The sequence below is a fragment of the Hymenobacter terrigena genome (genome assembly GCF_054776515.1).
The window spans coordinates 533,338-555,285 of record NZ_BAAHBU010000004.1 but is presented as its reverse complement, the minus strand read 5'-3'; the positions used below and the strand labels follow the sequence as shown (position 1 = coordinate 555,285).

General features: G+C 62.7%; 11 protein-coding genes. 6 read left to right on the top strand and 5 right to left on the bottom strand.

Annotated elements, in window-relative coordinates:
• Positions 1–5 precede the first annotated feature (5 nt).
• The 3 genes from ACYU7Q_RS18815 to ACYU7Q_RS18805 all read right to left on the bottom strand — a co-directional run bounded on the left by ACYU7Q_RS18815 (position 6) and on the right by ACYU7Q_RS18805 (position 7,826).
• On the bottom strand, positions 6–1,577 hold the full coding sequence (locus tag ACYU7Q_RS18815) for a DUF1800 domain-containing protein (RefSeq protein ID WP_460610984.1): 1,572 nt from the start codon (positions 1,575–1,577) through the stop codon (positions 6–8).
• Between the two features lie 101 nt (positions 1,578–1,678).
• A complete protein-coding gene (locus ACYU7Q_RS18810) occupies positions 1,679–5,083 on the bottom strand; it encodes a lamin tail domain-containing protein (protein WP_460610983.1) in 3,405 nt (1,134 codons plus the stop codon).
• A 253-nt stretch (positions 5,084–5,336) separates the two neighbouring features.
• On the bottom strand, positions 5,337–7,826 hold the full coding sequence (locus tag ACYU7Q_RS18805; protein WP_460610982.1) for a glycosyltransferase: 2,490 nt from the start codon (positions 7,824–7,826) through the stop codon (positions 5,337–5,339).
• Between the two features lie 404 nt (positions 7,827–8,230).
• On the opposite strand from ACYU7Q_RS18805, the gene ACYU7Q_RS18800 reads away from it, so the two are divergent.
• Complete coding sequence (locus tag ACYU7Q_RS18800; protein ID WP_460610981.1) at positions 8,231–9,553, top strand: glycoside hydrolase 5 family protein; 1,323 nt, start codon at positions 8,231–8,233, stop codon at positions 9,551–9,553.
• On the opposite strand, the gene ACYU7Q_RS18795 is transcribed toward ACYU7Q_RS18800, so the two are convergent.
• Positions 9,529–11,442, bottom strand: coding sequence for a right-handed parallel beta-helix repeat-containing protein (locus ACYU7Q_RS18795; protein WP_460610980.1), 1,914 nt, complete (start codon positions 11,440–11,442; stop codon positions 9,529–9,531). The genes ACYU7Q_RS18800 and ACYU7Q_RS18795 overlap by 25 nt on opposite strands.
• 406 nt (positions 11,443–11,848) lie before the next feature.
• Here ACYU7Q_RS18795 and ACYU7Q_RS18790 point away from each other — a divergent pair, with 406 nt between their 5' ends.
• The 5 genes from ACYU7Q_RS18790 to ACYU7Q_RS18770 all read left to right on the top strand — a co-directional run bounded on the left by ACYU7Q_RS18790 (position 11,849) and on the right by ACYU7Q_RS18770 (position 18,505).
• Positions 11,849–12,832: an aspartate-semialdehyde dehydrogenase gene (locus ACYU7Q_RS18790; RefSeq protein ID WP_460610978.1), complete on the top strand. Its 984-nt coding sequence runs from the start codon at positions 11,849–11,851 to the stop codon at positions 12,830–12,832.
• A gap of 240 nt (positions 12,833–13,072) precedes the next feature.
• Complete coding sequence (locus tag ACYU7Q_RS18785; RefSeq protein WP_460610977.1) at positions 13,073–15,040, top strand: carboxypeptidase-like regulatory domain-containing protein; 1,968 nt, start codon at positions 13,073–13,075, stop codon at positions 15,038–15,040.
• Between the two features lie 31 nt (positions 15,041–15,071).
• Entirely contained in the window at positions 15,072–15,680 is a 609-nt protein-coding gene (locus ACYU7Q_RS18780; protein WP_460610976.1) for a DNA-3-methyladenine glycosylase, read from the top strand.
• Positions 15,681–15,918: 238 nt separating this feature from the next.
• A complete protein-coding gene (locus tag ACYU7Q_RS18775; protein WP_460610975.1) occupies positions 15,919–17,154 on the top strand; it encodes a glycosyltransferase family protein in 1,236 nt (411 codons plus the stop codon).
• A gap of 85 nt (positions 17,155–17,239) precedes the next feature.
• Positions 17,240–18,505 carry a lipopolysaccharide biosynthesis protein gene (locus ACYU7Q_RS18770; protein WP_460610974.1) on the top strand — a complete coding sequence of 422 codons (1,266 nt, stop codon included), beginning with the start codon at positions 17,240–17,242 and terminating at the stop codon, positions 18,503–18,505.
• Between the two features lie 10 nt (positions 18,506–18,515).
• On the opposite strand, the gene ACYU7Q_RS18765 is transcribed toward ACYU7Q_RS18770, so the two are convergent.
• Complete coding sequence (locus ACYU7Q_RS18765) at positions 18,516–21,866, bottom strand: DUF7948 domain-containing protein (protein WP_460610973.1); 3,351 nt, start codon at positions 21,864–21,866, stop codon at positions 18,516–18,518.
• Between the last annotated feature and the right edge of the window lie 82 nt (positions 21,867–21,948).

The window sequence follows — 21,948 nt, the reverse complement described above, 5'->3', positions numbered from 1 at the left end:
AGGGGTTATGCCAATTGATATTCGGGCAGGCTCAGCAAGCTCACCAAAGTGGCTCGTAATGCTTCAGCCGGCTCTTTTTGCTGGGCGGCCTGCTGCACCAGCTGCAGGTTTTCGGGCCGGATGCTGGCCTGGAGCAGAAAGCTGCTGAGCTTCTCGGGCTGCTGGGCAACGGGCGTGGCCCCGAGCAATTGCTGGAGCGGGGCCAGCGGCAGGTGGGCGCCCGCACCGGGCCGCACGGTGCGCTCGGCCTTGGTCTGGTTGGGGGCGATGTCGTTTTCGTCCTGCTTCAGGGCCACGGCAAACTCGGCGTTCTTGAACAGGATGGCCGGCAGCTGCAAGCGCAGCAGCAGCGACGACGAATCAATCCAGTTGCGGCCGCCGGGCCAGCCAGCCACGTTGGGCGGCTGAAACAGGTTCTGGCCCAGCGCCCGCTGGTAGCCCAGCAGCGGCTGCGCGTTGTCGACCTTCACATTCAGCGTGCGGCGGATGCCGGCCAGCAGCTCCACCGGGCTTTTAATATGAGTGCCCATGTTGGCCGGCTCGTAGAACCAATCGGCCGAAAACAGGCGCTCCATGAGGTCGGCAATGTCGTAGCCGCTCTTGCGGAAGGCTACCGCCAGCGGCTCGATGTGCGCCGGGTTGGGCACGTCGTTTACGAAGAAGCGGTAGATTTTTGTGGTCAGGAAGGTGGCGGCGGCAGGCTGCGCCAGAATGTGCGTCAGCACATCTTCGCCGGTCAGGTTGCCGGTTTTGCCCAGGAATGTTTTGGTACCCGCGTCGTGCTCGCGCTCCCGAAACTTGAAATTGCTCTGGTAGTCGTAGCCCCAGCCGGTGAAGGCGCGGGCGGCTTCCTTCACGTCGGTTTCGGTGTAGTTGCCGCGCCCCAGCGTGAACAGCTCCATCACCTCGCGGGCGAAGTTTTCGTTGGGGTGCTCTTTGCGGTTTTGCTGATTGTTGAGGAACTGGAGCATGGCCGGCTCCCGGCTCACGGCCAGCAGCAGGTCCGGGAATTTGCCCAGAGCATGCTGCCGGGTGGTATTGTGCAGGCTGAGGGCGGCGTCGGGCTGGCGCACGCGGCAGGCAAAGTGCCCGTGCCAGAACAGCGTCATCTTCTCGCGCAGCTGCGCCGGCGACGTGGCCATGCGCTCCATCCAGGCCGTGCTCATGTTGTTGAACGCGTCACGGATGCCTTCATTCTGCATCTTGCGCTGAGCAGGCGTGAGGTCGGCACGGCGCAGGCGCGGCACCCCGGCCGCAATAGTGCCGCCCTTGAACGCCGCGCGCGGCCGCATCGCCGCTATGGGGGCAGTCGGCGCGCCAGGAGGCGCGGGCTGGTCCGGCGTGGTCACCATGCCGTTGGGCACCGGGTTGTTTTTGGTCGAGGCCGGGTCGGTCATCACCATGCCCTGCGGGTCGGTATAGTTCAGGCTAGGGCCGGCGAGGGGCTCGTAGACTTCCGAATCGTGCAGCAGCTGGCGCAGGGCTTTGCGTGGGCTGAGGCCGGCGGCCACGTCCTGCGGGCGGGGGCCGAAGCCGGCGCGCCAGTAGAGGTGTTGCAGTTGCTGGGTGCTGTTCATGGCGGTAAGACGCGGACCAGCGGGCGGGGTTTAATAAGAGTTGCCGGGAAATCGCCTGTCATTGCCGCGCTGCGCTTGCAATGACAGGCGGCTTCGTCCAGTTAAAACCGCGCCCCCAGTACTACCGTTTTCTTGTATTCGCGCTTTTCGCCACCGCTGGGGCGGAACAGTTCGACGAGCAGAATGTAGTAGCCCACGGCCGCCTTGCGGCCCCGGTCATCGATGCCGTCCCACTGAATGAAGCCGTTGGTGGGCAGCGTTTCGTTGCGGGTAAGGCGGCGGGTGAGGCGGCCCAGGGCGTCGTACACCGTCACGCTGGCGGCGTAGCCGGGCGCGTCGAGGTGGTAGTTGAGGGTGGCAAAATCCTGCTGGCCGTCGTCGTCGGGGGTGAAGACTTCGGGCGTTACGGTCAGCTCCTGGTTGCCGCCGGCCTCGTCCTGGGCCTGCGAATTGGGCCGGCCGGGTGTGGCGTAGCCCACGGCGCTGGCTGCCGAATGGAAGTTGCTGCCCAGCGTCGGCCCGTTGGTGCGAATGCGTTCCAGCGACACGCCCTCCTGGGTAGCCAGCAGGCTCAGATGCAGGGATTTGGAATACGCCAGCCGGTCCAGCACTGCATTGCCGGCATCGAGCAGCATCACCGTGTCCACGTCGGCAAACGAGGGCAGGCTGGCTACCTGAATCAGGCTGGCCGGGTCGCTGCTGGTAGGGTACTGGACCTGAATGTTGGCTACATCCGTAGTGAAAGCCAACAGCTGCCCCGGCGCAATGACCAACGGCGCAGACGTTATGGGGGTAGGCGTGGCGCGGCCGTTCACGCGGCCGCGCGAAAACTGCCAGCCCTGCAAATCAATGAATTTGTTGCTGCGGTTAATGATTTCCACGAACCGCACCGCACTCACGCGGGGGTTGAACAGCAACTCGTTTATCACCACATCGCCACTAACGGCTGTTTCAGGCAGGGCGAAAGTGGCCGGTTGCAGCACGCCGCTGGCGTTGCCGGCGCAGTCGGTCGCCGTTTGCACGGTAAGGGTGACGGGGCGGCTGGGCAGCAGGGCAGCCGCCAGCGTGAGGTCGACCTGCCGGAAATCGGGCCCCACGGGCGCAGCCCGCGTGATGGCCGGGCCGGGCGCGGCCAGTGCGTAGCGGCCCACGGTAGCGGCGGCGGTGCTGTCCAGCTTTTCGGAGAAATAGGCGCGGACGGTGGTGGCGTTCAGGGCCACGGCGCGGAGCAGGGCCGGGGCCAGGGCATCGGCGTTGGCGGCTCGCACCGAGTTGGCGCGGCCGGGTGTGCCGCCGCTGGGGTCGGTGCTGGCGGTCCAGTTTTCGGCCCCGCCGCAGTAGTTATTGGTGTCAATCATTTCCAGGCTCCAGCCACCGTTTTTCTTATTGAGGTCGCGGTACCAGGTATCGGAATAAGCGACTTCAAACAGCGTGCGGCCATCCGGCCCACGCAGCACCAGCTGGTCGCCGCCGTTGCTGAGGGTGGGGAAATTGGTGGGGCCGTACACTTTGCCGTAGGTCGCAAAGTCGGTGGTGTGGGTGCTGCCGCACACAATGGCGTACTGGCCGGGGGCCAGCCGGGCAGTATCGAAAACTGCCACGGTGGTGGTGCTGCCTTTGCCAAGGCGCACCCCGCGCAAGCTGATGGTTTTGGTGGCGCTGCGGTTATAAATCTCCAGGTACTCAAACAGTGGCAGGCCCACCTGCGGGGTTTCATCGGCAAAAATCTCCGTGATAATCAAGTCGCCCACTGCTGGGGCGACGGGCGGTGCCACGGTGGCCGTTTGCAGGCTGCCGCTCACGTTGCCCACGCAGTCGGAGGCCGTTTGCACGGTAACGCGGATAACGGCCGACGTAGAAACTGCCGTGCCGAGCGTGAGGTCCACCTGCCGAAAATCGGGCCCGATGGGCATGACGCGGGTGATGGTGTTGGCCGGTGCGAGGGTGTAGCGGGCCACGTTGCTCACCGAGGCACTGTCCAGCTTTTCAGAGAACGTGAGGCGCAGCGTGTTGGTGCCGGGCAGTTCGGCGCGGAGCAGGGCCGGGGCCAGGGCATCGGCGTTGGCAGCGCGCACCGAGTTGGCGCGGCCAGGCGTGCCACCGATGGGGTCGGCACTGGCAATCCAGTTGCTGGCCCCGGCGCAGAAATTGTTGGTATCAATCATTTCCAGGCTCCAGCCGCCGTCTTTTTTCACCACGTCGCGGTACCAGGCATCGGAATACGTCACCTCAAACAGCGTGCGGCCGTCGCGGCCGCGCAGAATGAGCTGGTCGCCGCCGTTGCTGAGCGAGGGGAAGTTGGTGGGGCCGTACACCTTCACGCCGGGCGTGGCAAACTGGCTGATACGCGTGCTGCCGCACACCACGGCGTACTGGCCGGGCAGCAGCTTGGCCGTATCGGCAAAGGCGGCGAAGGTGGTGCTGCCGGTTTTGCCCAGCCGCACGCCGCGCAGGCTCAGGGTTTTGGTGAGGCTGCGGTTGTAAATCTCCACGTATTCGGAAAGCGGCAAGCCCACCTGCGGGGTCTCATCGGCAAAGATTTCACTGATAATCAGGTCGCCAAAAGCCGGCGGCACGGGCAGCGCCGTGAAGGCGGCCGTGAGCGGCCCGGCCGCCACGTTGCCGTAGAGGTCAGCCACGTTGCGAACTTCCAGCACGCTTTGGGCCGGGAAATCGGCGGCGAAGGTCAAACGCACCACGGCCGGGTTGGTGGCCGAAGGCTGCGCCGACACCGGCACCGCGCCGCTTTGCAGGCGGTAGTTGGCGGGCAGGCCGGCGCTGGCAGCGGCCACGGCTTCGTTGAAAACCACGTCGACCTGCCGGGCATCGGCGGGCACAGCTCGGGCGAGGAGCGGGGCCGTGGCATCGGTCACCACAAAGTCATCGAAGTAGTAATTGCGGTTGTTGGTGGCGGAATAATTCAGGAACACGCCTACGGCCACGCTGCGCTGGTAGGTGGCATCGAAGGGCTGAGCCGCCTCGGGAACGAAGGTGCGCCCGCCAGTGAGGTCGCGCTCCAGGGTCCACTGGTTGGCCGTGGTGCGGGTCACGCGCACGCGCACCAAGTTGTTGGTCGTGGACAGGCTACCAAGCGCGCCGTCGATGAGCGGCACGGCGGTGCGGGTTGAGTCTTTGCGAAAAAGGCTGATTTTACCACCGGTGCCGCCAAGCCGCACAAAGTAGCCGGAGTTGCTGGTAAGCTTCAGGTCCGTCTGCGAGGCGATGAGCCACACGTCGGCGTAATTACCGGAAGTGGCAACTACCCGCAGGTTGGCCCAGAATTCCCATACCGTACCGATGTTGGCCTGGCAGGGCGTGCTGAGGGCAATCTGGGTGGTGGTGACGGTGGGGCCGTTGCTTTGCAGTACCTGGCTGTTTACCTGGAAGCTGGCCGCGTCGCCGGTCCAGGTAGGGTTGGCGGTGAAGTTGCCATCGGTGAAATTGTCGGCCAGCTGGGCGTGGGCCAACATGGGCAGAAATAGGAGCAGCAGTAAAAATTGCTTCATGCAAACGCAGATAAGTCTTAGTTATGCACAATGTAAGTCGTTATTAGTGATAGTAAAAAAACAGCGCTGCCGATAGCAGCATAATTGGCCGAAATCAGGGCGCGTTTCCTGTTCTGCTGCCTGCCAGCCTGCCGTGCCATGCAGTAATGAAATAAAGGCCGGATTAGCAGCCGTTTTAGCTGTCAATCCGGCCTTCAGTCTCAAAATTTTCCAACGGCAAAACCGCACTGCTGAACCCCGCCTCCGGGCCGCGTCAGTGTAGAATCAGGCTGGCGTGCCAGGATGAGGAAAGCGCCGCCGTGTACCGGGGCGATTGGATAAACCGGCCGGCCGTGGGGGTGGCGGTATGCGCCGGGGCCGAAAATACGACGGCTTTAATCTCGGGGTATTGCCAGCTCAGGCGGGCCACATTAGTGACGGCCGCATTTGGCGGCGGGGCCAGCAGCATCACCGGCAGTTGATGGAACTCCAGGTTCTGGGCCAGCTGGGGCCGCAGTGCAGCATAGGATGCCCCCTGGCCGGCCAGCAGCGAACCGGCTACCCAGTCGGTATAGGCCACGCCCGGAAACCGTTGCAACAGCGTATCCGCCGCTTCGGGGCTCCACACCCACACCACATTCCGCACGCCTTCGCGCCGAAACGCGTCCACCATGTGCTTCCAGGCGCGCCGGTAGGTCAGGGCCGTTGGGGCGCTTAGCAGGGGCCGCAGCATTACCGGCCCCGGCACCTGCCGCAACTGCTGCGCCGCATTGTGCCAATAGCCGGCCTGCTGGCTGGCAGCAGCATTCACGGGCCAGCTCAGCAGGGGCACTTTTTGCTGGTTGGCCAGGGTGGTCACGAGTTGGGGAAGCCGCGCCGAGGTTTCCTGCAATTCAACCCGCAGGGCGGCAATGTCGCATTCTGCCGCTACTGGCTTTGCGCGGCCCAGGGCAACGAAGGAGCTGACCAGGCTGGCCGCCGGCGAGTCAATGTCCTGCCCGAGGTGCAGGCTTTGCGTGTTGGTGAGCAGCCACTGGGGCGTGTCGTGGGTCATCCAGTCGGCCCGGACATGGCAGGATATGCCCACGGCAACCAGGCTCGCCGCTGCCACCGGCCGGCTGAAGCGGCGCAGGCGAGGCACCAGCTCCAAGGCCAGCTGTGCCTGCAGCCGGTGCAGCCACAGCACCAAGCCGCGAAACGGCCACTCCGCCATATCCCGAATAAAATTGCGCGTGGCCTCGTGCTGCCCCAGGGCGGCGGCGGCCATCAGAATAGCCACATTCACCAGAGCCAGCACCACCATCATATTGGTATACAATCCACTAGCAGTATCGCGGCCATACTTGCACGCTGCCAGCAGCAGGGCAGCCAGCAGCAGGTTGGGCAGGGCCAGCAGCCATTCGTTGCCCCAGCGGCCTTCCTTTGGGGTAGGAATGTAGGGCACGCGCACGCCCAGCACCGCGTATACAAAGCCCAGCGTATACACCCACCAGGTTCCAATGCGCAAAAAACCGCCCGCCAGGTGCAGGCCGCTCTCGCCAGGTTCGCGCAGCCAGCGCTGCACGTAGCAGCGTATCAGCAGCGACATGCCCAGCATGGGCAACGCATGCAGGGCCAGCGCGTCAAGGCCCACCAGCCAAGGGAACTGACTCATTGTCAGTGAAAAAAATGGTAACGTCAGGTCAATCAGGGCGATGACGCCGGAGAAGAAGTAGAGGGGTAGCAGCAGGTAGTGCAGGCGCTGCGCCCAGGTAAATTTTCCAAAAAGCCGGGGGTAAACGCGGAACAGCAGGTCGAACGCCCCGCGCGACCATTTGAGCTGCTGCGAGTAGAAGGCCGCCAGCGAGGCCGGCACTAGGCCCCGGCTCAGCACCTTGGGCACGTACACCGACTGCCAGCCCGCCGCGTGCAATCGCATGGCCGTGTGCATGTCCTCCGTGAGCCCGGCCGCGTGCCCGCCAATCGAGTCGAGGGCCGCCCGGCGGAAGGTGCAGTTGGCCCCGATGGCCTGCACCGTGCCGTAGCCGTTCATGCCCATCATCAGCGGGCCGTAGAAATGGTACGTCTGCTCGGCCGCACCGCGCGCTACCAGGCTTTCCTGCTGGTTGCCGTAGGCCTGCACCACCTGCACGAAGCCCACCCGCTCGTCTTCGAAATACGGCAGCACGTGGTCCAGAAAGTCGGGGGCGGGCACGTGGTCGGGGTCGAGCACCACGCATACTTCGCCGGTGGCCTGGCGCAGGGCATTGTTGATGTTGCCCGCTTTGGCGTCTTTTTTCACCGCGCGGGTCACGTGCACCACGCCGAGGCGGGCACAGGCGGCGCGCAGCACGGGGTCGTCGCCTTCGTCGCAGAGGTAGCTGGCATGCGGGTACCGGATGGCCTGCATGGCTTCCAGGGTGCGGACAATCATGGCCCGGGGCTCGCCCGGGCAAGCCGTCGTCAGCACGTCGACCCGGCGCGGGGCGGCTGCATAAGTGGGCGGCACGGGCACCTGCATCTGTATGTAGTGCACCCATTCGTGGAGCATGCGCAGCAGCTTGAAGCCAAACGAAACCGCCAGCAGCCAGAACAGGGGCGCGTAGCCCACCCGCAGCGTGCTGAAAAACCACCACAGGAAAAAAAACATGCACGCGAAGCCGGCGGCTACCAGCCAGCGCATCGTGCCCAGTCCGGCTACCTGCTGGTAGGCTACGCGGTAGGGCGTTGCACCTGGCCCGGCATTGGTAATAGGTGAATTTGCTCGCTGGAAAGGATACCTCATAAATAATTAAAATAAGTCTTTAATAATTTTTATATAAAGTGAAAGCGATGTTTACAGGCGCATAGTACAATAATGTTTGGCAGATTTATGACCCATCCAAGAATTTGCTGTGATATAGATGCTAATCTAAGACAATATTTTCAATTGTTCGTTTATTTGATGACATAAACAATAAAAACTATTGCTTTTCTTATAGATGTGCTTAATTAATATTTGTTCTTATTTAAGGAATTGATATGGCTTTTTAGAAAAAAGGTTCACTTTTCTCTGTAATTTGTTTCCGTTGCCGAGCAGTTGCCTAAGCTTAGTCGTACCGTATGCTTGCCTCCCTACGCCATTTTATTCGTTCCTGCGCAGGCGTTCGATTGTTTCGCCTGAGCGCCGGAGTATTGTTACACGCTGGGTTGGGACTGCTGCTAGGCTGTAGCGGCCCGGCGGAGCGGCCGCCCGCGGCGGTGCAGCGCGGGTATAGTGCCAAGAGCGTGGTAGCCGTGCGGGTGGAAAAAACCGGGCATGGCTACCGGCTGCTGCGCGGTGACCAGCCATATTTTCTGCGGGGCGGTGGTGGGTTGCAGCAGTTTGCTCAGCTGCGGGCGGCCGGCGGCAACACCGTGCGGCTATGGAGCACCGACTACGCCGGGCCACTCCTCGACGCCGCCCATAGCCAGGGCCTGACGGTTATGCTGGGGATTTGGTTAGAGCCGGAAAGTAAGTATTTTACCTACTATGACCCGGCCATGGTGCAGGCCCAGCGGCAGCGGGTGCGACAACAAGTACTACGTTTCCGTCACCACCCGGCCTTGCTAATGTGGAACGTAGGCAACGAACTGGAGCTGACCGCCCCCGGCCCCCGGTTGTTCAACGCCATCAATGAATTGGCTCTCATGATTCATGAGCTGGACCCGTATCATCCTGTAACCTATTCCCTCAGCAATATTGTGGGCAAGGCGGCTGAATTTCAACGATTGGCCCCGGCGGTGGATATCCTGTCCATTAACATTTACGGCGGCATGAGCTACTTGCCAGTAATGCTGAAAATGAGCGGCTGGCACGGCCCTTACATCGTCAGCGAGTACGGGGGCAATGGCTACTGGGAAACGGACTCGACCGGTTGGCAAGTGCCAATTGAGCAAACCAGCGCCACCAAAGCTGCCTTTATGAGCACACGGTACCGGCAAGTTATCGCGCACGACTCTGCCTGCCTGGGAGGGTATGTTTTTTACTGGGGCTCCAAATTTGAATATACCCCTACCTGGTTCAGCTTATTTGAGCCGACCGGCGAAAAAACCGAACTGGTGGATGAGTTGCAATTGCTGTGGAAAGGGCACTACCCGGCCAACCGCTGCCCACACCTGACCGAGATGCGACTGGACGGCAAAAGGGCGGTAAACAACGTGCAGCTGGTGGCCGGGCGTTCGTATCCAGCCGTCGTAACGGTATCCGACCCGGAGGGCGATTCACTCACGACCCGCTGGCAGATGTTGCCGGAAATGCGTTATAGGCCCGGCATCAAAGAAGTGACAACGCCACTGGAACCCTTGGCAGGGCTGATAATGCAGACCGGCCAACAGCAAGCCCTGGTGCGGATGCCTAGCCAGCCGGGCCTCTACCGGCTCTATGCCCGCGTATTCGACGGGCACGGCGGCGTGGGCACAGCCAACATTCCGGTGCTGGTGAGGGCGGCTTCGGTACCGGCGGTTAGCTACTCGGCTACTACCAGGGACTGACGCTGCGAATGATTTTCGCTTTGGATGTGCAGCACGTAACGACCTTGTGGCAAGCCAGCTGCCGGCAAGACCAGGCCGCCCGCCTGCAACTGGGGGCCGGGGCCACTCCACGTCCGGCATTCGCGGCCCAGCATGTCGAACAGCCGAAAGCTGACCGCTGACAGCAGACGGTGCCCGGAGACGACCCGGATTTCATCGCGCACGACCGTGGGGTACACCTGGAACCAGGCCGAGGCATCGGCCGGGGCGCTGTGGGCGGTCGCGCTCACCACCGCGGGCTGCGCCTCGGCGGCCCCAATGTTGCCGGCCGTGCCGGGCGCGGGCGCGGGGTTGCCAAAAAAGTCGCGCGTGCCGGGGTCAATACCAAATTCGGCGCTGAGGCTGAGGCCGGTTCCCAGCAGCGCCGAGGGATGGCGCGGGATGTAGCAGGCCAGCGCATCCGTCATCGGCAGAGAGGCCGTAGCCGTAGGAGCGGCAAAAGCAGGGTCGGCGCAGATGCCCGTGGCGCGAAGCGCGGCCCCGAGGGTTTCCTGGCCGGTGCCGGCCCGCCAGGCAGCCAGCGAAGTGTAAGCCGTGCCCTGCCAATCGATGGCCAAGGCCGCGTTGGGCGTCCAGTAGCAGTTGCCTTCCAGGCGCAGGCCCGTGGTGGTGTTGGTGGCCAGTACTGGCAAGCCCGCTGCCGTTTGCAAAACGTTGTTGCGCAGGGTCACGTCGGTGATTCCGCCGCTTAGCACATATACGGCTTTGGGGGCGCTGCCATTCGCGGGCTGGTCGAGCAGCACGGAATTGTTGTAAATGGCAGCCCGGACAATGCCGCCGTTCGACCCCGAGGAGTAGAGTTCAATAGCCCCCTGGTTATAGTTTCGGGCATCGTTCCGGCTGATGTTGTAGCGCACGGTGAGGTCGTGCATCGCCGGAGCGCCCCCAAACTGGGCCAGCAAGTAGCCCGGTCCTTGGTTGTCGTGCGAGTAATTGTATTGCAACACCGAATTGGTGCAGCCGCCGTCCAGGTCGAAGCCCCCACCGTCGAGGGCCGTGCCGGATTGGTTATGGTGCGATTCGCAGCGCTGAATGGTGAGCCGGTTACAATTCCAGCCCCAGATGCCCACCGGCCCGCCCGATGCGTTGGCGTTCAGCCAGCCGTTGTGGTAGGCGGTGCACTGCTCCACCAGCGCCTGGTCGATGCCCGAGAGCACAATGCCGTTGCCGGTGTGCGTCGTCGTAATGTCGGCCCGGCCCGCGTTGTCATACACCGCGCAGTTGCCCACGTACCAGTTGTGGTGGCCCAGGAGCGGGTATTCAGCGTAGGAGCTCAGCCCCGCTTCGCCGTTGGCGTGCAGCTGGCAGTTGGTGATGCGCACATCGGTGTAGCCGCTCGTGCCGTTCCAGCTGCCGATGGAAAGGCCCGTGCTGCGGTAGCCGCTCACGTCCAGGCTGTCGAAGCGCAGGTGCGGCAGGTTGGCATTGGCTGAATCCAGGTAGAATACGACGCCCGAATTGCGATTGCTGAGTCGCCCCGAGCCCACAAAGTTGAGCTGCCGCAGCTCGATGCCGGCCACGTTGTGTGCATAAAATCCATAGGAAGAATCGCTCTGGATGGTGGCCCGCCCCGCGCCGTACGACCGGAAAACTATCGGCTGAGCGGGCGTGCCCTGGCTGTTGCCCCGCAGCCAGATGCCTCCGGCAAATACCTGCCCACCGGCCAGCAAAACCCGGTCGCCAGGCTGAAAATGCGCCGCGCTGACGCGGGCCGTTGTGCGCCACGCCTGGGCCTGGGAAGTCCCGGCATTGGCATCATTGCCCGTATTGCTAACGTAATAAGTAGTAGCCGATAGGGTGCAAGGTAGAAAAATGGCAAAAACAAAGAAAAGTATAATTTTAAACTGCATATAAATATGTTGGTAAGTGCGGGGCACAAATTTATAGCAGGAGTTATTATTAAAAGAATACAGAAAATATATTTTATATATAATTAAAGTAAGAAATTAAGCACATCATTGGCTTATTGGAGCATTTTTGTGGAAATGTCATGTTTTGTATTTTGGAATTTATAATACAAGTTTGGGCTCCCGTCTATTTCGCCAGGCTGCTTGCCGCGGAGCAGCCGCCGTGAACCGAGCAAATAGTCGGGCGCTCCGTTGGACATGCGTAGCGCATAGCGGGGTGGTCGATTTGGGCAGTAGCGGCTTCGGCCAACCAAAAAGTGGGGCCTGAACGATGAGGCCGTTAGCCAATTCTTGGCGACCTTTGCGGTAGGCGGCTAGATGGAATGGCAGCCCGTAATTTATTATCTGTATGAAAGTTGCTGTTGTGGGTGCCACCGGCTTGGTGGGCACAGAGATGTTGAAAGTGCTGGCGGAACGCCAGTTTCCGCTCACCGAGCTGTTGCCCGTGGCCTCGGCCAAATCGGTGGGCCAGTTTATTGATTTTCAGGGCAAAAAATATCCGGTAGTGAGCATGGACGACGCCATTGCCGCCCGGCCCGACATTGCCATTTTCTCGGCCGGCGGCTCGGTGAGCAAGGAGCACGCGCCGCGCTTTGCCGCCGTGGGCACTACCGTTATCGACAATTCTTCGGCCTGGCGCATGGACCCCACCAAAAAACTGGTGGTGCCCGAGCTGAACGCCGATACCCTCACGCCGGAAGATAAAATTATTGCCAATCCGAACTGCTCGACCATCCAAATGGTGGTGGCGTTGAATGATTTGCACAAGAAATACCACGTGCGCCGCATTGTGGTAAGCACCTATCAGAGCGTGACCGGCACCGGCAAAAAAGCCGTGGACCAGCTCCTGGAAGAGCGCGCCGGCCAAACGGCCAGCAACCCCGCTTACCCGCACCCCATCGACCTGAACGTGCTGCCCCACATCGACGTGTTCGAACCCAACGGCTACACCAAGGAGGAGCTGAAAATGGTGAACGAGACCAAGAAAATTATGGGCGACGACAGCATCCGCGTGACGGCTACCTGCGTGCGGATTCCGGTGATGGGTGGGCATTCGGAATCCATCAACGTGGAGTTTGCCGAGGAGTTTGATTTGGCCGAGGTGCGCGAAATCCTCGCCAATACGCCCGGCGTGGAATTGGTCGACGAACCTTCGACCAACACTTACCCTATGCCCAAAGACAGCCACGGCAAAGACGCTGTGCTGGTGGGCCGACTACGCCGCGACGAAACCCAGCCCAAAACCCTCAATATGTGGGTGGTGGCCGATAACCTGCGCAAAGGCGCCGCCACCAACGCCGTGCAGATTGCCGAATACCTGGTGAGCAAGTAGGTTCGAGCGAAACAGCTAAAACCCCAACCCCAAAAGCCAAACGGCCCCGGCGGTGCAGCAATGCCCGGCCGGGGCCGTTTGGCATACGGAAAGGCCGAGCCCCTGCGTTGATGGGCCCGGCGGGCGGCTGGAAATTGGCCTGGCGAAAATGCGTGGGGACCGAAGCAACCACCGACGCAGGTCGTGCATCTACCGGCCAAACCGACCCGCATGGGCCGGGCGCTGTTTCACAAAAACGCTATGATGAGTACGATACGCTGCTTGTTGCTGGGGTGGTTGGTGTTGCGGGCGGGGCAGGGGTGGGCCCAAACCACCCAGGTGCTGCGCGGCCGGGTACTGGACGCCGAAACCCACCAACCCATCCCCAACGCCCAGGTGGGCGTGGCCGATAACCGCATCGGCACGAGTACCAACGACGCCGGCCGCTTCGCCTTAAGTGTTCCATCAGCCTACGCCCAGGAGCGGCTGACGGTGGCCCTACTGGGCTACAAAAGCTACAGCCAGGCGCTGCCACCGCTGCCCGGGCCGGAATTGCTTATTGAATTGAAAATCAGTCCGGAGGCACTGGGCGAAGTACAGGTGACGGGCTCGGTGCTGGGCATTGTGCGGGAGGCCGTGGTGCGCATTCCGCACAACTATGCGGCACGGCCCACGCAGCTCACGGGCTTCTATCGCGAGTCGGACAACGACAGCCTGGGGCGGCCGCGCTACTTGGTGGAGGGCCTGCTGACGGTATACAAAGCTCCGTACCAGCAGCGCACGAGCACGGGCGAAGTCACAATTCAGCAGTCGCGCAAGATTGACTTGCGGTTGGATAAACTGGTGCGGATTGATTGGGCGGGCGGGCCATTCATTGCCCACCTGGCCGATTTTGTGCACCGCCGGGAGCAGTTTATCGACCCCGCGCATTTTCGGGATTATGACTACCGCCTGGCGCCTGGCAGCAGCTTCCAGGACCGGCCGGTATACGTCATCACCTTCGCCCCAAAAGCCGGCAACCGCCGCGCCGATTTTGCGGGCCGCATGTACATCGACCAGGATACCTATGCTTTTTTAGGGGCTGAGTGGCACTACACACCCGTCGGCCTGCGGCATTCTACCAATCGGGCTGACTCGCGCGCCCTGCGCGTGGCTTATCAGCCCTACGCCGGGCGCTGGCACCTCAAAACCGTGTGGTGGCAAACCAAAGCCCGCCTACCCATCGGCCCACCACTGAACTACTTCGGTGAATTTCTGACCACGGCCATCGACACGGCGCAAACGGCCCGGCCCAGCTACCTGGAACGGGCGCAGTACCACGACGTATTCCTGCATAATGCCGTGGCCTATGATTCGGCTTTCTGGCGGGGCCACACCACGCTGCTACCCCCCGAAACCCTGCGGCAAGCCCTGCTCGACCAGCAGCGCCAGCACCGGGCCGACTCGCTCTTCCGGCCAGTGGCTGCCGGCGATTCAACCGCAACCCAAAAAGCACCCAATGCCCCACAAACGTTGTTTGGGAAGTTTCTGAGCCGCTTCCGCTACGGGGGGACAGTGGGGGTATGGCCGCTTTCGGTGGCCGCAGCAAGCCTGGCGGTGACGTACGCGCCGGCTGGTTATCATTTTAATTTTCAGTCGAACAAAGACGTGAAGGCGCAGTCGATTTCCATCTTTTCGCAGGCTGAATACCAATTTGAATTGACTCGGGAACTGGCCGTACGCTTGGCCACCCAGCACTTGTATGGGCAGTTCAGCAGCGACGGCTGGACGGCGGGCCTGAGCTACCAACGCAACCTCCGGCCCCGGCACCGACCGCTCTATGGCCGCGCCGGCCTGGCCTACACCCGGCAGGCCGCGGGCCGCAGCCTGGGCACGTTTTCCAATGCTGATGCCGGCCTGCGGGTGGCCGGTACCCATCTCGGGGCCGATGAGCTAAGCGCCCAGGTGCAAACCGTGACCGATGCCCTGCAGCCCAGTCTGGGCTTGGGCCTGGAACTCAGCCACCGGCTGGAACTGGTGGCCGATGCCAGCTACCTAAGGTTGCTGCGCACCCGCACCCGACTGCAGCTGACGGAGGAAAGTGGTTTTTTCCTGACCCGCCGTGCTGCCGCCGTCGATTTGCCCCACCCCGACGTAATCGTGCGGGCCAACGACCAGCCCGCCGCTGCGCTGCCGTGGCAGCCCCGGCCCTGGCTGCTCAGCCTCGGGCTGCTGTACCGGTTGCGGTAGGGCCCGGTGGGCACTTTATCAACTCCCCGTCATGCCTAAGAGACTCCCCATCGCCTTCTTCCAGCGCCCCGATGTGCTGGCTATTGCCCGCGACCTGCTGGGCAAGCACCTCTACACCTGCATCGACGGGGGGCTTACCGCCGGCCGCGTTGTCGAAACCGAGGCCTACCGGCACGAGGGCGACAATTCGCTTACGATGCACCTGCAGCGCAAGCGCCACCAGGCCCAGGGCCTGCACGTGCCCGGCGGCCACGCCTACATCTACACCGTGTATAACCGGCACGCCCTGTTCAACATTGCCACGCACGATGCCCACCATCCCGACGCGGTGCTCATCCGCGCCATCGAGCCCATCATTGGCGTGGAAGAAATGCTGCACCGGCGCGGGCTGACCAAGTCCGTGCGCGCCCTCACGGCGGGGCCGGGCGTGCTAAGCCAGGCGATGGGCATCACTCCCATGCTTACCGGCCAGCCGGTTACCGGAAATGTTATCTGGTTTGAAGACCACGGCGAAACGGTGGCCGAAGCTGAGGTAGTGGCCAGTACGCGGGTGGGACTGGCCTACGCCGGGGCCGAGGCGGCCGGGCTGCCGTGGCGGTTTCGGATACGCAACAGCAAGTGGACCAGTCCGGCGAAGTGACCTTGAACTTCTATGGGGTACGTTCCGCCTATTTAAAGCCAAGTGACTGATGCCGTGGCGGGTGGCTGCCATGAAATATTGGCCCCATAATTCCGTCCCGGTAAATACACGTTATATGCCGGGACTATGCTAAGCAAGCCGGTCCTGATTTTCAGGGCCGGCTTTGTTTTTAGAGTCGCTGCTTGCCGAAAGCCTAGCTTTGCAGATTCATTAACTACTAATTACGCACTATTAACCGTTGAAAGCGCCCCGCGTTTTGCACCTGCCCAAGTGGTACCCCAACCGCTACGACGACCAGGACGGCGACTTCGTGGCGCGGCACGTGGCGGCCATCGCGGCGCACGGTGGAGCGGAGGTAGCAGTGCTGTTTGCGACCGTAGCGCGCGGGCCGCTGCCGGGATTAATTGAGGCCGATGAGGATTTCAGCGGCGCGTGGCCCACGCTGCGCTACTATTACCGCGCCGCGCCCACCGGCCTGGGTTTGGTTGATAAGCCGCTGAAACTGCTGCTGTATTTCTGGTGCCTGCTGCGCGGCTACCGGCGGTTGCGGCGGTATTGGGCCGGCCGGCGGCCTGATGTGGTGCACGTGCACGTGCTGCTGCGCACGGGCCTGTTTGCGTGGGCATTGCGGGCGGTGCGCGGCATTCCGTTCATCGTTACCGAGCACTGGACGCTGTATTTGCCCGAGCGGGCGGGCGGCATTTCGTGGCTGCGGCGGGTACTCACACGGGCTGTGGTGCGGCGGGCGGCGGCCCTGCACACCGTGTCGGATGGACTGCGACGGGCCATGGCCGCGCTGGGCTTCGTGAATCCGCGCTCTGTAGTCATCGCCAACGTGGTGGATACGGAGCTTTTCCATCCTGAAAAATTGACTGAAACTAAAGTAGCTGATGCTTCATCAACTGCTGACGAAGCCATTATTTCGTCCACGCTGCTACACGTTTCGGCGTTTCACGACCAGGTGAAGAATATTTCCGGCGTGTTGCGGGTAGTGGCGCGGCTGCGCACCGTCTGGCCCGGCCTGAAGCTGCGCATTGCCGGCTACGGGCCCGATGAGCAGATGCTCCGCGCCTATGCCACCGAGCTAAACCTGCTTGCCGACGGTACCGTGACCCTCCTGGGCAAACTGCCGCATGAGGCCGTAGCGGTCGAGATGGCTCGTGCTACTGCGTTGGTGTCGTTCAGCCGAGCCGAAACCTTCGGCTGCGTGCTGCTGGAAGCCCGGGCCAGCGGCTGCCCGGTGGTGGCTACCCGCACCGGCGGCGTGCCGGAGCTTTTTCAACCCGAAAATACCTTCGGGCTACTGGTAAATCCTGATGATGAGGCTGCGTTAGAATTAGCTATTAAACAGGTGATTACCGGAGGTGTTCGCTTCGATTCAGCCCAATTGCGGGCCGATGCAACGGCCCGCTGCGCCCCGGCGGCAGTAGGGCAGGCGTTTGGAAAATTATATCAAAAAGTATTAAACGAGTAATAAAAGTACAGAATAGGTACAAAAACCGGATTTGCGGTTCCGACAGCACTATGCGCCTTCCATTTCGACCGATTCCTTCTTTGGTATGATAAAGCGCATTCTTCAGCATTTCGCGGCGCGGGTGCTCACGGCGGGGCTAAGCTTCGTGGTGGTGTGGCTCACCGCGCGCTATCTGGGAGCAGCGGGGCGCGGGCAGGTCAGCCTGTTCATCACCGATGTGGCGGGTCTGGCACTGCTGGCCGGGCTGGTGGGTGGCTCTTCGCTGATATACCTGGTGCCGCGCCGCAACGTGTGGCTGCTGCTGCTGCCTGCCTACGGTTGGGGCGCGCTGGTGAGCTTGGGCGGGGCGGCCATTGTGGGCCTGCTGCGGCCGGTGGGCGTGGCCTATGTGCTGCACCTGGGGATGGTAACGCTGGTGCAGGTGCTGCTGTCCATCAACGTGTTTCTGCTGCTGGGCCGGCAGCGGGAGCGGACGTATAACGTGCTCACCACCGTGCAAGCGGCGCTGCTGGCCGTAGCGCTGGCGGTGGCGTTTGCTGCATTATGCTGGCTTTCCATCGAAGCCTATTATTACGCCAATTACCTAGCCTATGGTCTGCCGTGGCTCATCAGCACGGTGCTGCTGCTGCGCCTGCCCGATGCCTGGGGCAGCCGCCGCATTCGTCGCCGGGCGGCAGCCCGGGAACTGGCCCGTCACAGCCGGGGCGCGCACTTATCCAACCTGTTAGCCTTTGCCAACTACCGCTTCAGCTACTACGCCGTGGTGTATTTGGCCGACACGCGAGCACTGGGCATCCTCTCGGTCGGCGTGGCTTTGGCAGAGGCTATCTGGCTGATTCCGCGCAGCACTGCCCTCATCCAATACGTGGCGCTGGTGAATGCACCCGACAAGCGCGAGCAGACCCACGCGGCCCTGCGCGGCAGCCGGCTCACGCTGCTGGCTACGGCCGGGGCCGTACTGGTGCTGGCCGCCGTGCCAGCCGGGTGGCTGGCCGCCATTTTCGGGCCGGAGTTTGGGGCGGCGCACGGCGTGATAATGGCGCTGGCTCCGGGTATTTTTATCAACGGAGCGGGGATGCAGGCCAGCACGTATTTCGCCGGCACGGGCCAGTACGGCATCAACAACCGCGCTACGCTGCTGGGGCTGGCCGTGACGGTGCCCGCGTGCTTGCTGCTGGTGCCGCAATTGGGCATCGTGGGTGCGGCGCTGAGCATGTCGGCTTCGTATGCGGCCGGGGTGCTGTACCTGGTGGGGCGCTACCGCCGGGCCATTGAGGCGACGTGGGCGGATATTCTGCCGGGTTGGGCCGATGTGCGCTGGCTGTGGCAGCGTGTGGTTCAGCACCTGTAATTCATGCCTGTTACCGCCGCACTTCCACCCAGCCTTTCAACTGCTGCCCATCGGGATAAGTGGCTAAATAATAATAGATGCCGTTGGGCTGCCCCTCGGCATTCCAGCTATCCCGATAAGCGGCGGCCTCGAATACCTTCTGGCCCCAGCGCGAAAACACCTGCAGGCGCGGCGGACAGCCGGGGCCGAGCTGGAACGTCTGATTTTGGTTGTCACCGTTGGGGGTGATGATGTTGGGTATGGGTTTGCGCTCTTGCACTTCTACCGGTGGCGTGGTCGCGGTGGTTTCGCAGCGGTCCAAGTTGTAGCGCAGCCGCACGCGGGGCTGATAGCTGCCGGGCGTGGTATAGGTGTGGACGGGGCTCACCTCAGTCGACTGGGTGCCATCACCAAATTCCCAGACCACAGCAGGCGTTGAAGAATTACTTGAGCTAATAAGTGTGAAACGCAAGGTGAGCGGACCCTGACGGTTTTCGGGGCAGGCCACGGGTTGCCAACTGGCCTGCACCGCTGGAACGGGCGCTACCGAGATGCGCCGGGTAGCCGTGCTGGCCCCCGAACAAGTGATATTGGCGACGGTGTAAGTCAGCGTAGCGGTGCCCGTGAAACCCGTCGGGAGCGTGAACACGAAGCCCGTGGCCACACTGCCCGTCACCCCCGGCCCGCTAAACGTGCCGCCCGCCGGGGTACCGCTCAGCCGAATAGCTTGTGTGCTGCCAGGGCACACCACGGTATCAGCCCCGGCCGTGAGCGGGGCCAGCACAGTGATGCGGCGGGTGTCGGTGGTGGTGCACAGGCCAGTGCTCAGCACGGTGTAGGTCACGGTGTTCACGCCCACCAGTGCGGGCGTGGGCGTGAACACGAAGCCCGTGGCCACGCTGCCCGATACCCCCGGCCCCGTGAACGTGCCACCGGCGGGGCTGCCCACCAGCGGCAGCGGCCCGGCCGTGACGCACAGCGCCTGCGCCGGACCGGCGTTGGCAATGTTGGGCTGGAAGTTGAGCACAAACGCCGCGTTGTTGCAACCGGCCGGCCCGCCCAGCGTCCCGCTATTATTGGTTGTCGAATACGTATTCGCCTCGGGCGGAATGGGAAAGCCCGTGTAAGAAAAGCACGAGCACACGGCCTGATAAACCACGCCGCGCGGGTCGAAGCGCGAGGTGCCGCCGTCCACGTGCTCGCCTTCGGCGTTGGGGTCCACGTTGCCGTAGTAGGTGCCGTAGGTCAGCGCCGTGAGGCCGGCCGAAAATTGGGCCAGGTAGAAGTCGTTGCCATCGGTAGCGGACTGGAGCGCATCGGGGGTCAGGGGCAGGCGGGTGGTGCTGCCGTTGCCTTCCTGGTAAGGGTTAGCGGCCGGAAAATCGGGCAGGTAGCGGCCGTTCACCATGCCACCCCAGCCGCACACGTACACCCGGTCGCAGCGGTCGACGAGAAAAGCCGTGGGGGAGAAGCTGACCCGGCCCACATTGACAGAGTCGAGGCTGCCGAAAGACGTGGCGAGCAGGCTCTGGCCCAGGTTGGCATCGAGCTTCTGAATAAACTGTGTGCCATTGGCCGTGTGGAACAGGCCGGGCGTGGTCGGGAACTGGCCCAATGTCTGGCCCAGCAGGTACACCCCGCCATCGGTGCCCAATTGCAGGAAATACGCCTGGTCATAGTCCGGCGTGCCCACGTAGGTGGCCCGCAGCAGGCTGCTGCCATTGGCCGCGATGCGCACCGCAAAGCCTTCCACATCGCCATACGGGGTGGTACGGTAGGCCCCGGTCGTGGCCGGAAAGTTGTTGCTGGTGGTGCCGCCCGCCACGTATACATCGCCGCTGGTGGGCTCCAGCTGGATGGAGTAAGCGGCATCGGCCCCCCGGCCGCCCAGGTAGCTGGCCCAGGTCAGGGCCGTGAGGGCGGGCGTGAGCTTGCACACCACGCCATCGGAGCTGCCGCCGCGATAGGTAAGGCCAAGGCCCCGCGTCACTGGAAAATCGGTCGACGCCGTGTGCGAGGCGATGTATACGTTGTCATCCGCGTCCACCAGAATGTCACCCCGAAAAGGGTCGCCGTAATTGTGCACCAGCTGCTTTGCGGAGCTGGAAGGGTAGAGGTTGGGAAACAACGGCAACACGCCGTCGTTGTCGCTGCCCCCCAGGTAGGTGGAGCCCACCAGGGCCGTCGCGTTGGCGTTCAGGCGGGTTACAATAATGTCTGAGCCGGTGGGCAAGTCATAGGGCGGCCCAAAATTGCCAAACGGCTGCGCCGCAGGGCCGCCGCCAAAAATGCGCTGAATGGCCCCGGCCGTGGTAGGGTAGTCGCCGGAGCCCGTCGAGCCCAGCACCAGCAGCTCGCCCTGGTTATTCACCACCATGCTATGCGGAAATTCCGGTCCGTTGCCGCCGATGTACGTGGCCCACACCCGCGCCGCCGGCCCGCTCACATGGGGGTTGTACTTGATGATGGCAATGTCAATCAGCTGCGCAAACGTGGTTTGGAACGCGCCCGGGCTGGCCGGGTAGCCCGCGCCAAAGGTGATGCCGCCCGAATACAGGTTGCCCTGCGCATCATAAGTCGCGGTGAAGCCCCAGTTATCGGCCGTGGCTCCGGTGTAAGACGCAAATACCACCACCGGGTCGATGGTGAGCGGGCGGGAAGTATCGTAGCGGCCCAGGGCAAAGTGCGCGGTGCGCCCCGCCAGCACGTAGCGGCAGGGCACGGCGTGGCGCTGGTCGGCGGCATCGGTCTGCCAGGCCCGCGGGGCGCGCTCGGTGAGGTTGCCGATGCTGGTTTTCACCACGAGGTTGCCTTCGCCGTCCAGGGTCAGGTCGTCGGCGCCGTCGTGCCGCAGGCCAATGGCGGCTGGGTTGGCCCCTGGGGCCAGTGTGAAATCATACTCCAGGCGTTGGTCGGCGCTCTCATATACCCGGGCTCCGATGCCGGGCCACAGCTCGGCGTAGCGCAGCTCGCGGTAGCTGTGCACGTCGCCGGCCCAGTGCCTGGGGTCGGCCCCGAGAAAGTAGCTGCGGTGTTCGGCGGTTGGGGTTTCGGCCGTGAGCAGGGTAGGGGCAGCGTTTTCGAAGCGCAGGGTGAGAGCGTGGCCATGCACAATACGGCTAGCCGGAGGCGCGTCGCTGGCTGTGTGCCGCCCGTGGTGCGACCGGCCCTCATCAGCCAGCAGCGCGAAGGTCAGGCCATCGGCTTCGGCGAAGAGGCGGCCGCCGGGCAGGGCCGCCGCGTAGCGGGCGTGAGCATCCCACTGGCCTTTGTTTTCGATGAACTCCAGCGTGTGCGTAGTATGCTCATTATATTTATTTGCCTGCGCAAAACTGCTGAAACCAGCCAGCAGCCCCAGCCCCAAGAGTAGCAATTGCTTCATGTGCGCTAATTGAAAAACAATGTGCTGATTAGTACGACCAAACCGCTGCTTGGTAGCCAGAGCAGGGTGAAATTTACACCCT